Genomic DNA, 13,029 nt, shown 5'->3' with positions numbered 1-13,029 from the left:
GTAGCCTGTATGACAAAATTATGTAAGAGGTTCTTGAACTGTTTACATTACTTTCAGAAAAGACGGGACCTGTGCTAGAATAGGGTTTCGGAACAATAACAAAAGTAATGTCTAATAGATAGGAGCAACCTCATCTTATGAGTTTATTGTCAGTAGAGAACGTAAGTCACAATTTTGGAGATCGCACGTTATTTAAAAATGTATCGTTTCGTTTACTTGCCGGAGAGCGCGTAGGACTTGTTGGTGCCAATGGTGTGGGTAAATCCACATTAATGAATATCCTTACTGGTAAATTGCTTAAAGATAGTGGAAAAGTGGAATGGACACCTAAGGTCCGTTATGGATATCTGGATCAGCACACGAAGCTTACGCCAGGCAAAACCATTCGTGACGTCCTTAAGGATGCATTCCTTCCGTTGCTTGAATTGGAAAAAGAAATGATGAATATTACGGACCAGATGGCAGATGCAGATCCAGATAAGCTGGAGCAGTTGCTGGAAGAGATGGGCGATATTCAGGAACAACTGGAACAGGGCGACTTTTATCTGATTGACGTAAAAGTGGAAGAAATGGCCAATGGTCTTGGTTTGTCCGCAATTGGTCTTGATCGAGATGTCGCAGCTCTAAGTGGTGGACAACGTACCAAGGTGCTTCTTGCCAAGCTTCTGCTTGAGAAACCTACAGCTCTTTTGCTGGATGAGCCGACCAACTATCTGGATGTAGAGCACATTGAATGGCTGTCACGGTACCTGAAGGACTACCCGCATGCGTTTCTCTTAATCTCCCATGACACGGAATTCATGAATGAAGTCGTAAATGTCATTTATCATTTGGAATTTGCCAAATTAACGAGATATGCAGCGAACTATAACAAGTTCCTTGAGATGGCTGATATGAATAAAGCCCAGCATATTGACGCATACGAGAAGCAGCAAGAGTACATCAAGAAGCAGGAAGATTTCATTCAGCGTAACAAGGCACGTGCTTCAACTTCAGGTCGAGCGAAGAGCCGGGAGAAACAGCTGGACAGAATTGAACGTATTGATCGTCCGGATGAAGCAGCTAAACCAACGTTCAAATTCAAGGATGCCCGCGCGAGCAGCAAAACGGTCTTTGAGGGCATTGATTTTGAAATTGGATATACGTATCCTTTGCTGCCCAAAATGACGATGACAATTGAACGTGGTGAGAAAATTGCCATCGTAGGTTGTAATGGTGTGGGTAAATCGACACTGCTGAAAACCATTCTGGGCAAAATATCTCCACTCAGTGGAAAGACCTTTTTGGGAGATTATCTCGAAACGGCCTATTTTGAGCAGGAAGTTCGTGCTGGAAATATCACGCCTATCGAGGATGTCTGGAATGAGTTTTCACATTTGACCCAGAATGAGGTCCGGGGTCATCTCGCTCGCTGTGGGTTGAAAAATGAGCACATTACCCGTCCGCTTAACATGCTGAGTGGTGGAGAGCAAGCCAAGGTTCGTTTATGCAAACTCTTGATGCGTGAAAGCAACTGGATTTTATTCGATGAGCCGACAAACCATCTCGATGTCACAGCCAAAGCGGAGTTGCAGCGTGCTTTGCAAGAATTCAAGGGAACGGTGTTACTGGTATCTCATGAACCTGATTTCTACGAGGGTTGGGTTACCAAAACATGGAATGTCGAAGAGTGGTCTGAGAAAAACTAGACGATTCAAGACAATGTTTAACAGAAATGACGGTGACAAAAAAATCCGTCTATGGTAACATAGGCTACAACTTCATATGAACACTAGGGGGGCCGCACGATGCGGCTGAGATGGAAGAATGCGATTCCGGACCCTTTGCACCTGATCTGGATCATACCAGCGTAGGGAAGTGGCGAGCGCGTTTCAGTGAATGACGTGAGCAACGGCAATTCGAAAGGATTTCAACCGTCTGCTTAACGAATTGAAACATGCAGTTGCGTGTATAACGTTAAGGCTATAAGGTTTATAGCTTTATTGCACGAAATGAACTGTATGCTTCAGTCAGTCATCTGGTCCTATAATTAATACGCAGCCACTCCCCTACGGGAGTGGCTTTTTTGTATTTTTCATAGCATTCACGCCTGGAAGGAGATGAACAGTACGGTAATTTCTCATGAACATGTTCACGAATCATTTGAATTGCATGTTGTATCTACGGGTGCAGGGGATCAAGCATCTTTTGTAAAAGCTGCAAAGGACGTTTGGTCTTGGGTGGACTATATTCACATACGAGAAAAACAACTCACATGGCAAGACAAGATTGGTTGGGCTGAAAGTCTGCGTAGCGTTGGCGTTCCATCTTGTCGCATCGTTATCAATGGTTCAGAGCTGCCTTCACAGAATGACATCTATGGCGGTGTACATTGGGGGCAAGATGCGATACGAAATTATAACCCTGCTGTTATAGGCAATGTGCAGCGCTTTCGTCTGGGTGTATCTGTTCATTCAATCGATGAGGCAAAAATCGCTGAAGAACGGGGAGCCGATTACCTTTTCTTCGGGCATGTCTACTCAACCAACAGTAAGCCTGGTCTTGACCCAAGAGGATTACATGCTCTTGCTGAAGTGTGCAGGCGTGTCTCCATTCCTGTCATTGCGATCGGGGGCATCGAACCGGGAAACATTCACGCTATTCGCTCTGCAGGCGCACAGGGAGTCGCTGTGATCTCGAATGTATGGGCGAGCGATTCCCCGGATCGGGCGGCTGCATTATTAAGGCAGGCTATAGTTGCTACAGAAATTCTGAGGCGCTGAATCAAGGAGATGAGAGGATGAAAGAGATCTTTACTGATAAACCGGATAAAATTCATGCAGAAACGATTATTGTAGGGGGAGGCGTTGTTGGATGTGCCATTGCGTATGAGCTTGCTTCCCGTGGACAGGATGTGCTGTTGCTGGAGCGTTCGGCGATTGCAGGAGGCACGTCTTGCGCGGCGGCTGGAATGCTGGCGGCAGATAGTGAGGGTTTTGCTCATCCTTTGATGGCTAAGCTTGCCAGGCAGAGCAGGCGGTTACTTCATGAGCAAGAGTTGCTAATGGCTACACTCAGTGAGCTAGAGACTGGTCTGCAACGCCAGGGATTCCTAACTCCTTTTCGTTCATACAGTGAATTAAGTAGTTATAAGGACAATCGGAAGTTTGCTTTGTCTGCTTCTGCTGATGAGGTGTGGTGGGATCGTTCCGTTGTACAACATGAGGCATCATGGCTCAACAGAGATACGTATGGAGCCTATTACAGACCTTACGAGAGTGAAATTCTTCCAGTCCATCTAACGAAGGCATACGCCGAATCCGCTCAAGCATTGGGAGCACGGGTTATGGAGGACATACAGGATATACGTGTGCAAGCAAACGAACACGGCGTGCAGGGGATCTCCACATCGATCGGTGAGATGAAATGCAAACATGTCATTATAGCGGCTGGATTACAGAGTGAAGAGTTGATGAGACATGTAAATCTGAGCTTGCCTGTGTGGTCGGTGAAAGGTGAAATAGCCGCCGTTCAGTTCTCAGATGAACATGCAGGGTACAGACCTGACAGAACGGTGTATGCAGAGGATATCTATATTGTTCCCAAAGCCAATGGCGAAGTTTGGCTTGGGGCAACCAGTCTGCCAGGCAGAACGGATTTGAACGTTTCTGTACAGGGTGTTCAAAAGCTGCTAACAGCGGCTACCCACTGGGTGCCTGGGATGAAAGAAGCACAATTTATACGAGCGTGGGCAGGCGTAAGACCAGCAACTCCAGATGGATTGCCTTATATAGGTGCTTGCAAGAGTATACCCGGGCTGTTCGCCGCCTTTGGGCATTACCGCAACGGTATCTTGCTTAGTGCGATAACAGGCAGGCTTATCGCTGAGTTGCTCGCTGGCAAAAGCTCAGAAGAACTCGGAATTGAGGCGCTGAGTCCGGAGCGATTGAACAGAAAGGGAGTGGTGCAGTGAATATCATCGTTAATGGTCAACGGATGGAGATTGAAGACAGATTGAATCGTGTGGATAAACTGCTTAAATCTTTTGATCTGCAAGTCAAGACTGTAGTTGTAGAGCTGAACAAGCATATTTTAACCCGTGAGTATCATGAAACGACTGCATTAAGAGAAGGCGATCGAATTGAGATTGTACATTTTGTAGGAGGCGGTTGATGATGTTGAACATTGGCAAATATACGTTTGAGTCCAGATTGTTGCTCGGAACAGGCAAGTTTTCGGATCTGGAAGTGCAAAGTCAGGCTGTGGAAGCATCTGAAACGGAAGTTTTAACCTTTGCTGTTCGTCGTCTGAATCTGGAGGAACGTAACCAGAAGCATTTCCTGGATACGTTGGATCTGGACAAATACACTCTTCTTCCGAATACGGCTGGAGCTTCAAATGCGGAAGAGGCGGTGCGGATTGCCGAGCTTGCGCGGGCTTCAGGACTTTGTGATATGATAAAAGTCGAAGTCATCGGAGATGGAATTACGTTACTCCCAGATCCGATTGAAACGTACAAGGCTTGCGAAATTTTGCTTGAAAAGGGCTTCACAGTATTGCCTTATATTTCAGATGATGTCATTCTGGCGAAAAGGCTACAATTGCTTGGCGTACATGCTGTAATGCCTGGCGCTTCTCCCATCGGAGCGGGCAGAGGCATCATCAATCCCTATAACCTTGAGATCATCATTGAGCAGGCCGTTGTACCTGTAATTGTGGATGCAGGATTGCGCTCCCCAAAAGATGCTGCTTATGCGATGGAACTTGGTGCCGATGGCGTATTGTTAAATACAGCCGTATCCGGATCAGGGGATCCAGTGAGCATGGCTAAAGCGATGCGATTGGGGGTAGAAGCGGGTAGATTGGCATATGAGGCAGGCATGATTCCCGTAAAGCGTTATGCAGCAGCCAGTAGTCCGGTGGAAGGAATGGTTCATACATGACAGATCAAATAACATCTTCCGAGCAGGCCGATCGTTATTCCAGACAGGAACGGTACGCGCCACTTGGCAAGGAAGGCCAGGCCAGATTAAAGGGCAGCAGAGTTTTAATTGTAGGTGCTGGCGCACTCGGAACAGGAATTGCAGAAACGTTAGTTCGTTCAGGAGTCGGACACTTAACGATTGTGGATCGTGATTATGTGGAGTGGAGTAACCTGCAGCGGCAGCAATTATATGTAGAACAGGACGCGATGGAGCGGATACCGAAGGCAATGGCGGCGGAAAAACGTTTATCTGCCATTAATTCCACGGTCCATGTGGAAGGGAAAGTGTTGGATGTCAGAGTAAATGAATTGGAAGAACTCGTTCAGCATACCGACTTGATCATGGATGCAACGGATAACTTTGATACACGACTACTCATTAACGATATGGCACAGAAACACCGTATTCCCTGGATTTATGGTGGATGCGTAGGTAGTTACGGTATTACCTATACATTTATGCCTGGTGATACGCCATGTTTAAATTGTTTGCTGGGTGAAGTCCCTCTGGGTGGAGATACCTGTGATACGTCTGGCATCATACCTCAAGCGGTACAGATGGTAACAGCGAATCAGACCGCAGAAGCGATGAAGTTACTTAGCGGCAATGCAAATGCATTGAGACGTAAGTTATTGTCATTTGACGTGTGGAGGAACGAATACATATCCATCAATGTGGATGGTGCGAAAAAGCAAGACTGTCCTTCCTGCGGTACTTCGGCAACCTATCCATATCTTTCTGCGTCCAATCTGGAGAAAACCGATGTGTTGTGTGGCAGGGACACCGTTCAGATCCGACCTGCACGGCGAATGAATCTGGATCTTAAACATACGGCGGAACGTTTGGATAGACTTCAAGAAGGAAAAGTGGAATCCAATCCGTTTCTGGTTTCTTTTACAACAGGAGTCCATAGAATGGTCATTTTCCAAGATGGACGTGTACTCGTACACGGAACAAAAGACACAGCTGAAGCACGTACGCTCGTCCATCGCTACTTTGGTTAAAGCAAGAAAGAAGCAAAGTCTGTTCCCTTGAGGGAATGGACTTTTTCTTTTTACGGCATGCTATCTGTACCAACCATTGCTGCGAGCAGTGGGGATAGAGACAGGCCGGGTGAAAAAGAGTGAAAACAGCCATTTTGCTGATTGGAGCAGGAGAACAGGTCAGCCTAATTCAGGATATTTTATGTAGCGAAGGGTATGAGGTGCAACGAATGGAGTGGTCTGAACTAAACCAATCCGTCGAGCCTTCGTTGCTGCATATTAACCTGATCATCCTGGTAGACCGGGAAGAGGGGAAGGAACATTGTGGCCAGGCTCAGAAATTAGAGTTAAAACGATGGATAGATAAAGGTCAGGTTATACCTCTACTGGTTATCACGTCTAACGCATCTCCTCAATTCATCGTGGAGTGGCTGGATTACGGAGCTAATGACGTGATGGAGGAACCCATTCACTTGAACGTGATGCTTGCCAGAATAAGAAACTTATTGCGTGTTTTTGCGAATGCAACACCAGAGGGTGAAGAAGTAATTGTAGTCCATGATCTTAAAGTGAATTTGCGTTCGAGGCGGGTAAATCGTGCGGGTGAATACCTGACATTAACGCCAAAAGAATACGAATTGCTGGAATATCTGGCCCTGCATGTGAATGAAGCATGTACCCGGAGTGATATTTTGCGGGAAGTATGGGGATATGAGTATGCGATGGATACCAACGTTGTGGATGTGTATATCAAACATCTAAGGGTTAAGGTGGATAAGGGAAGAAGTGTGAAACTTATTCATACTGTGCGTGGGATCGGTTATATGCTGCATGATAAAAAATAGATTACGATGTTAGTTCCATGAATCACCAGTTTAGAGTGTGGCAAAAAGAGGGTAAAAATAAAAGACCGGATAGTAACCTCCGGTCCTTACTGATTAGCTATGATAAGTTCTAGAGTACACGGCGAGCTTTAACATACGTTCTCTTCCAAGTACCGGAGTTTAGATCTGAGATGGTTACGCCTGGAGATCCATACGTATGCAGAATCTTGCCGTTCCCGGCATATACGCCTACGTGAGTGACATTGGAACCAGTAGAACGGCTGCCACTGGAGAAGAACACCAGATCTCCAACACGCAGATTAGCTTTAGACACAGCTTTACCTTCTTTGGATTGTTTCACGGAAGTGCGCGGCAAATCTACACCATACTTTTTGAAAATATATTTCATAAAAGAAGAACAGTCAAAAACCTTGGTTGTTGAAGTTGAAGCACCAAATTTATATGGAGTTCCAGTGAATTTTTTGCCATAGTTAACAATTTGTTGACCTGTGGATACAGAAGCAGTTGCTGCCTGTGCAACAGGTGCGTTAGTCATTAATACAGCTCCAAAACCTAGTGTAGCGCACAACCCGACGGTTACGGCCTTTTGGACAAAGATGTTTGTTTTCATGTTAGTTAGTACCTCCAAAATTCGTTTTCGTTAAGTTGCTAGAGCGAGTATAACAGCTTTGTAACAGCCTAGAAATTGGATAGGGAAGTGTAATCCCTTGCGCCACAATGGTTTGGGTATGTTTATTAAAATATGATTAAAAATGTCAAAAAATTAATCATTGACGGATGAAGAATAATGATGAAACAACAAAGACCCTTGAAGATCAAGGGTCTTTATTATGTGTGAACCTATTTTTTTCATTGAATCACTGGTTACAAAAACGTAATAAATAACTATGAAGCATACGAATAGATTCAATCTTTGCTCTGAATAATCAGTAATAAGCCACTATCAATAGTGACTGTACCGGAGGAACCTAAGAGCTTGTTGCTTACACCCAGGGATTGTCCCATACGAATGGTGGCTTGATCTAGCGGATACATAAAACCATCTAGAGTTATTCCTGTAACTTCATGAGTCAAGGGCAGCAGAGAAACATATTTATAGTCTCGGTGCTCAACCACAGCGTTGGATGTTGTCAGTGTCATGTAGTTGTGCTTGTCTTGAATGGCACAGGAGATATGATGTTGCATCGCGCGAACCATGATATGTACATTAGCGAGAGTGTGATCCATACGTGTACCTGTAGCACCTAACATTAAGATGTGAGAAGGTTCGTAATCTAGCGCTGTCTCAAAAGCCATTTCTGTATCAGTAAGATCCTTATGAACAGGGTCACATGTAATGAACCGAATGCTATTGTTGCTTACAATGATACGTTCCTCTTCAGTAATGGAGTCGAAGTCTCCAACTGCAATGTGAGGCTTAATGCCGTGTTCAATTAAAAATAATGCACCGCGATCGGCCGCGATGATCATATCATCTTCACGTATTTCCTGAAGTAATTCTACAGATAAGTTTCCGCCTGTAAAAATAACTATCCGTTTCACCGTCATTTTATTTCATCCTTCCTAATTCAGAGAAAAATAGTTCATTGTTCAAATATAATGTTGGAACCTGTACAAATATATTCACCAAACCAGTATAATCCACAAAATGTGGTTGCACAATTTCAGTGCTCGCGGATACAATGGGTAGAGCGACATGGAGATGACTTGAAAAGTGAGGTTTGAACAGGTTGGACTTACACATTTTTGAAGTATTCAGCATTATAGGCACTATCGCATTTGCAATGTCCGGTGCCTTTGTAGCAATGGAAGAGGAGTATGACATTCTGGGTGTACTAGTGCTTGGACTTGTCACGGCATTCGGAGGCGGGATTATCCGGAATGTACTTATAGGTATACCTGTAACGACACTGTGGAGTCAGGGATCACTTATTATGTTAGCCTTAGTATCTGTAGCAATTGCGTTTATATTACCTCTCAAGTGGATTAGTCACTGGAAGCGAACAGAGGCGTTGTTTGATGCAATCGGACTCGCAGCATTTGCAATTCAAGGGGCGCTGTATGCGGCGAACATGGGACATCCCATTAGCGCAGTTATCGTTGCAGCAGTAATGACCGGTATTGGTGGGGGCGTTATTCGTGATGTGCTTGCTGGACGTAAACCGCTTGTATTGCGTGACGAAATTTATGCTGTATGGGCAATGACAGCCGGTTTTGTCATAGGTATGGGCTGGTTAACAACGAATGCTGGATTATTATTTTGTTTTGCGGCCGTTGTGTTCTTCCGGATGTGTTCTGTACATTATAAATGGAAACTGCCACGTCGTTCGCTCGTACCATCTGAGACCGGGAACGTCAGTCCTCAGTCGGAGAGCATTGTGGCACAGCCAACATCGTCGGTACTTCAAGGTACGTTAAGCAAGGGGGATTAATATGATTAATGTTTTGTTTGTATGTTTGGGCAATATATGTAGATCACCAATGGCTGAAGCCGTTTTGCGTCACAAAGTCCTGGAGAAGGGGCTTGAACACCAGATTCGTGTGGACTCAGCGGGTACAGGGGACTGGCATGTTGGTAAACCTCCGCATGAAGGGACTCGAAAATTGCTGGATTCGTACCAGATTTCTTATGCCAACATGGCAGCGAGACAATTCGCCAGCGAAGACTTTACTCAATTTGATTACATTGTGTGTATGGACAATTCCAATGCAGATAATGTGCGTAACGTTCCAGGCGGAGCTGAGGCGGACATCATCAAGTTCATGGACATGCTTCCCGAGGAAAAACTCAGAGAAGTACCTGACCCGTATTACACAGGCAATTTTGAAGAGGTGTACGAGCTGGTTAACGCAGGCTGCGATGTTCTGTTGAAAAAGATTGAAGCCGAACATTCCTTAGCTTAAAAAGTAAACGAAATTCATGCTTAATTTGTAATTCGACAAAGAAGCAGGATTAGAGCACTTAAAGCAAGCAGGATATCCTGCTTCTTTTTCAGATTGCAATTGTAAGCGGTATCATTGAGTTGGAAAACAATAGCGGCATTTCAGCCGCCTGTTAAAGTGATCCTTTTATCTTTCCTGGAGAAAATAAAGTAATGCTTCGGGCAATTCCTTCTGCCAAAAACCCCATTGGTGTTTTCCGTCTTTCTCTTGATAGGAGACGAGGGCACCACGTTTTTCCAGCAATTCTCGAGTATTCCGGTTTAATTGAACAAAATCATACGTACCCGTGTCTGCCTCAAAATCAGTTTCCTGCAAACCAACAATCATCCAGATCGAGAGCCAGGACAGATCTTCAGCTGCGGCATAGATTTCCTGAGAAGCAGAGTAGAAGGCGCCAGACATGCTGATCACACGAGTGAACAGATCCGGATATAACAGAGCAAGATGAAGCGAAACACTGCCACCGAGCGAGTCTCCGGCAAGAATGCGTTCCTGCGGAGAACGGCGCACAGGATATTTCTCTTCTATATAGGGAATAATCTCTTCAGCGAAGCAAGCGGTATATGCCTTGAACCGATCTCCAAATGGAGCATATTCCTGCGTTCTCACAGACACATCGACCTGAACCCCTACAATAATAAAAGGTTCTGCTCCTTCGTCCAGAATAATTTGGTTAGCTGTTGTAGCAATTCGTCCGAAATTAAAAAATTCTTCGCCATCCTGACAATAAACGACAGGGTAGCTAAGCAATTCGTTATAGCCCGGAGGAAGGTAAATACGGAGCGTTCGCTTCTCTCCGAGATAGCGACTTTCAATCTCTTCCTTCACAATCGTGCGTTTCAAATAGCGGGAATCCGTCATAAAACGTCACCTTTCTCGGTTAATTTTTTGCATTCGACCGCGCAATACGGTAAGATTACCCTTGTGCGGGGTTAGGTCAAACACGCAATCATGTATTATGCTGTTATACCAATATTAAGCCCCTGTTATACATACAATCCGGCGGGAAACATAAAAAAATTACGGATTTCTTTGACGTATGGAGTGAAACAGGTGTATAATAATATTATAACAGCGGAACTTGATATTCAAATTTTTTGTTGAGGTGAAGAAAAAAATGAGCAAGGTTCCTTATGAAGTGTATACAGAGGATGTAGAAGCTTTGTCCGTGCTGTCTCCTGACGGCGAAATTGTTAACAAAGACATGATGCCTACACTTTCCGATGATCAATTAAAAGAAATTATGTACCGCATGGTATTTACCCGTACTTGGGATGACCGTGCAGTAAACCTGGGCCGTCAAGGTCGTCTTGGTTTCTATGCTCCAGTATCTGGTCAAGAAGCTACAATGGTTGGTAGTGAATTTGCAATTGAAAAAGAAGACTTTGTATGTCCTGGCTATCGTGACATTCCGCAACTCGTATGGCATGGACTTCCTCTTTATCAAGCATTCTTGTACTCCCGTGGACACCAACATGGTGGACAAATTCCAGATGGCGTTAATGTATTGATGCCACAAATCATCATTGGTGCACAAATTCTGCATGCAATGGGTATCGCTATGGGTTACAAATTGAAGAAACAAAAACAAGTTGTTATCACGTACACAGGTGATGGCGGTTCTTCTGAAGGTGACTTCTACGAAGGTCTGAACTACGCTGGTGTATACAAACTGCCTGTTATCTTCTTCGTACAAAACAATGGTTATGCCATCACAACTCCTTTTGCTAAACAAACAGCAGCTCTGTCCATCGCTCACAAAGCGGTAGCAGCAGGTATCAAAGGTGTTAAAGTTGACGGTATGGACATCTTCGCTGTTATCAAAGCTGTTCAGGAAGCTGCTGAGCGTGGACGTAACGGAGAAGGCGCAACATTGATCGAAGCAGTAACATATCGTTTCCGTCCTCACTCCCTTTCGGATGATGCTTCCAAGTATCGTACAAAAGAAGAAGAGGCAGAATGGTCTGCTAAAGATCCTATCGCACGTTTCGCTAAATATCTTGAGAAAAAAGGTCTTTGGACTGAAGAAGATACAGCACGTGTGAAAGAAGAAGCAAAAGCTAAAGTAAATGAAGAGATCAAAAAAGCGGAAAAAACCGAGAAAATGACGATTTCAGGCTTGATCGACAGCATGTTCGAACAAACGCCTAAGCACTTGGAAGAGCAAAAAGCTGATTTCCAATAAGTTTTTTCCGATAAAGCATAAACATCCGCGACTTTAATGTCCCGGTATACATGTACGAATTCAAATGTGAACTGTCAATGTTTAAGGAGGAAATGAAGCAAATGGCACAAATGAACATGAAAGAAGCAATCCGTGATGCGCTTCGCGTGGAGTTGAAACGTGATCCTAACGTTCTGCTTTTCGGTGAAGACGTAGGTAATGTAGGCGGCGTTTTCCGTGTAACGGAAGGTCTGCAAAAAGAGTTTGGCGAAGAGCGTGTATTTGATACACCACTGGCTGAGTCCGCTATTGGTGGTCTGGCTGTAGGTCTGGGTGTTCAAGGCTTCCGTCCGGTTGCTGAGATCCAATTCGTTGGTTTTATCTTCGAAGCCCTTGACCAAATGGTAGTGCAAGCTGCTCGTATGCGTTTCCGCTCCGGTGGAAAATACAATTCTCCAATCGTATTCCGTACACCATTCGGTGGCGGTGTAAAAGCGGCAGAATTGCATACAGATTCCCTGGAAGGTCTGCTCACGCAAACACCAGGTATCAAAGTCGTTGTTCCGTCTAACCCTTACGATGCAAAAGGTCTGATGATCGCTTCTATTCGCGATAACGATCCTGTATTCTTCATGGAGCACTTGAACTTGTACCATGCTTTCCGTGCAGAAGTGCCTGAAGAAGATTACGTTGTTGAGTTGGGTAAAGCGAACGTTGTTCGTGAAGGTTCTGATGTAACAATCATTACTTACGGTATGATGGTTCACACTTCTGTGAAAGCAGCGGATGAACTCGAAAAACAAGGAATCAAAGTTGAAGTTATCGACCTTCGTACGGTTAGCCCGATCGACATCGATACTATCGTTGCTTCCGTTAAGAAAACAAACCGTGCAATTGTTGTACAGGAAGCTCAAAAGAGCGCAGGTGTTGCAGCTGAAGTCATTGCCCAAATCAATGAAAAAGCAATCCTGCACTTGGAAGCACCGGTTCTGCGTGTAGCTGGTCCGGACACTGTATATCCATTTGCACAAATCGAAGATACATGGCTGCCTAACCCGGCGCGTATCGTTGCTGCGGTTAACAAAGTCGTAAATTTCTAATTTAATCATCTGACATGCCGCAAGGCGCAG

14 protein-coding genes and 1 riboswitch are annotated in these 13,029 nt (G+C 44.8%); of the genes, 11 read left to right on the top strand and 3 right to left on the bottom strand.

The window, feature by feature from the left end:
• Positions 1 to 137 precede the first annotated feature (137 nt).
• From J2X75_RS10435 to J2X75_RS10405, 7 genes are all read left to right on the top strand, one after another.
• Complete coding sequence (locus tag J2X75_RS10435; RefSeq protein ID WP_036613631.1) at positions 138 to 1,688, top strand: ABC-F family ATP-binding cassette domain-containing protein; 1,551 nt, start codon at positions 138 to 140, stop codon at positions 1,686 to 1,688.
• Positions 1,689 to 1,763: 75 nt separating this feature from the next.
• Positions 1,764 to 1,873, top strand: a riboswitch (TPP riboswitch).
• A 226-nt stretch (positions 1,874 to 2,099) separates the two neighbouring features.
• Positions 2,100 to 2,762, top strand: a complete 663-nt coding sequence (locus J2X75_RS10430) for a thiamine phosphate synthase (protein WP_310336188.1) — start codon at positions 2,100 to 2,102, stop codon at positions 2,760 to 2,762.
• 17 nt (positions 2,763 to 2,779) lie between these two features.
• Positions 2,780 to 3,952, top strand: coding sequence for a glycine oxidase ThiO (gene thiO, locus J2X75_RS10425; protein ID WP_310336186.1), 1,173 nt, complete (start codon positions 2,780 to 2,782; stop codon positions 3,950 to 3,952).
• Positions 3,949 to 4,152, top strand: a complete 204-nt coding sequence (gene thiS / locus J2X75_RS10420) for a sulfur carrier protein ThiS (protein WP_091020730.1) — start codon at positions 3,949 to 3,951, stop codon at positions 4,150 to 4,152. Before thiO ends, thiS begins: the two co-directional genes overlap by 4 nt.
• A gap of 2 nt (positions 4,153 to 4,154) precedes the next feature.
• The gene (locus J2X75_RS10415; RefSeq protein WP_310336742.1) at positions 4,155 to 4,922 is read left to right on the top strand and encodes a thiazole synthase; all 768 of its coding nucleotides are present in this window, start codon (positions 4,155 to 4,157) and stop codon (positions 4,920 to 4,922) included.
• Entirely contained in the window at positions 4,919 to 5,968 is a 1,050-nt protein-coding gene (locus J2X75_RS10410) for a ThiF family adenylyltransferase (RefSeq protein WP_310336184.1), read from the top strand. The genes J2X75_RS10415 and J2X75_RS10410 overlap by 4 nt, the downstream gene beginning before the upstream one ends.
• 119 nt (positions 5,969 to 6,087) lie before the next feature.
• A complete protein-coding gene (locus J2X75_RS10405; RefSeq protein WP_310336183.1) occupies positions 6,088 to 6,792 on the top strand; it encodes a response regulator transcription factor in 705 nt (234 codons plus the stop codon).
• 109 nt (positions 6,793 to 6,901) lie between these two features.
• Here the strand turns inward: J2X75_RS10405 and J2X75_RS10400 are convergent, their stop codons facing one another.
• Together J2X75_RS10400 and J2X75_RS10395 are read right to left on the bottom strand one after the other, a co-directional pair.
• Positions 6,902 to 7,402, bottom strand: a complete 501-nt coding sequence (locus tag J2X75_RS10400) for a C40 family peptidase (protein ID WP_091020733.1) — start codon at positions 7,400 to 7,402, stop codon at positions 6,902 to 6,904.
• A 296-nt stretch (positions 7,403 to 7,698) separates the two neighbouring features.
• On the bottom strand, positions 7,699 to 8,340 hold the full coding sequence (locus J2X75_RS10395) for a thiamine diphosphokinase (RefSeq protein WP_310336180.1): 642 nt from the start codon (positions 8,338 to 8,340) through the stop codon (positions 7,699 to 7,701).
• A 182-nt stretch (positions 8,341 to 8,522) separates the two neighbouring features.
• On the opposite strand from J2X75_RS10395, the gene J2X75_RS10390 reads away from it, so the two are divergent.
• Complete coding sequence (locus tag J2X75_RS10390; protein WP_307535483.1) at positions 8,523 to 9,224, top strand: trimeric intracellular cation channel family protein; 702 nt, start codon at positions 8,523 to 8,525, stop codon at positions 9,222 to 9,224.
• A gap of 1 nt (position 9,225) precedes the next feature.
• Positions 9,226 to 9,696: a low molecular weight protein-tyrosine-phosphatase gene (locus J2X75_RS10385; protein ID WP_310336177.1), complete on the top strand. Its 471-nt coding sequence runs from the start codon at positions 9,226 to 9,228 to the stop codon at positions 9,694 to 9,696.
• Positions 9,697 to 9,861: 165 nt separating this feature from the next.
• Here the strand turns inward: J2X75_RS10385 and J2X75_RS10380 are convergent, their stop codons facing one another.
• Positions 9,862 to 10,596: an alpha/beta hydrolase gene (locus J2X75_RS10380; RefSeq protein ID WP_310336176.1), complete on the bottom strand. Its 735-nt coding sequence runs from the start codon at positions 10,594 to 10,596 to the stop codon at positions 9,862 to 9,864.
• Positions 10,597 to 10,852: 256 nt separating this feature from the next.
• Between J2X75_RS10380 and pdhA the strand changes: the two genes are divergently transcribed.
• Both pdhA and J2X75_RS10370 read left to right on the top strand, forming a co-directional pair.
• Positions 10,853 to 11,920 (top strand): pyruvate dehydrogenase (acetyl-transferring) E1 component subunit alpha, encoded by a 1,068-nt coding sequence (pdhA, locus tag J2X75_RS10375; RefSeq protein WP_017688072.1) that lies wholly within the window; start codon positions 10,853 to 10,855, stop codon positions 11,918 to 11,920.
• A gap of 101 nt (positions 11,921 to 12,021) precedes the next feature.
• Entirely contained in the window at positions 12,022 to 12,999 is a 978-nt protein-coding gene (locus J2X75_RS10370) for an alpha-ketoacid dehydrogenase subunit beta (RefSeq protein ID WP_076210115.1), read from the top strand.
• Positions 13,000 to 13,029 lie beyond the last annotated feature (30 nt).

The organism is Paenibacillus sp. 2003, assembly GCF_031455635.1.
GTDB lineage: Bacteria > Bacillota > Bacilli > Paenibacillales > Paenibacillaceae > Paenibacillus > Paenibacillus amylolyticus_B.
This window is presented reverse-complemented; position numbering and strand designations above follow the sequence as displayed.

Excerpts from the sequence above, each read along its gene's own strand:
- J2X75_RS10435 (WP_036613631.1), top strand. The coding sequence starts at position 138 with ATGAGTTTATTGTCAGTAGAGAACGTAAGTCACAATTTTGGAGATCGC.
- J2X75_RS10430 (WP_310336188.1), top strand. The coding sequence starts at position 2,100 with ATGAACAGTACGGTAATTTCTCATGAACATGTTCACGAATCATTTGAA.
- thiO (WP_310336186.1), top strand. The coding sequence starts at position 2,780 with ATGAAAGAGATCTTTACTGATAAACCGGATAAAATTCATGCAGAAACG.
- J2X75_RS10415 (WP_310336742.1), top strand. The coding sequence starts at position 4,155 with ATGTTGAACATTGGCAAATATACGTTTGAGTCCAGATTGTTGCTCGGA.
- J2X75_RS10410 (WP_310336184.1), top strand. The coding sequence starts at position 4,919 with ATGACAGATCAAATAACATCTTCCGAGCAGGCCGATCGTTATTCCAGA.
- J2X75_RS10400 (WP_091020733.1), bottom strand. The coding sequence starts at position 7,402 with ATGAAAACAAACATCTTTGTCCAAAAGGCCGTAACCGTCGGGTTGTGC.
- J2X75_RS10395 (WP_310336180.1), bottom strand. The coding sequence starts at position 8,340 with ATGACGGTGAAACGGATAGTTATTTTTACAGGCGGAAACTTATCTGTA.
- J2X75_RS10385 (WP_310336177.1), top strand. The coding sequence starts at position 9,226 with ATGATTAATGTTTTGTTTGTATGTTTGGGCAATATATGTAGATCACCA.
- J2X75_RS10380 (WP_310336176.1), bottom strand. The coding sequence starts at position 10,596 with ATGACGGATTCCCGCTATTTGAAACGCACGATTGTGAAGGAAGAGATT.
- pdhA (WP_017688072.1), top strand. The coding sequence starts at position 10,853 with ATGAGCAAGGTTCCTTATGAAGTGTATACAGAGGATGTAGAAGCTTTG.
- J2X75_RS10370 (WP_076210115.1), top strand. The coding sequence starts at position 12,022 with ATGGCACAAATGAACATGAAAGAAGCAATCCGTGATGCGCTTCGCGTG.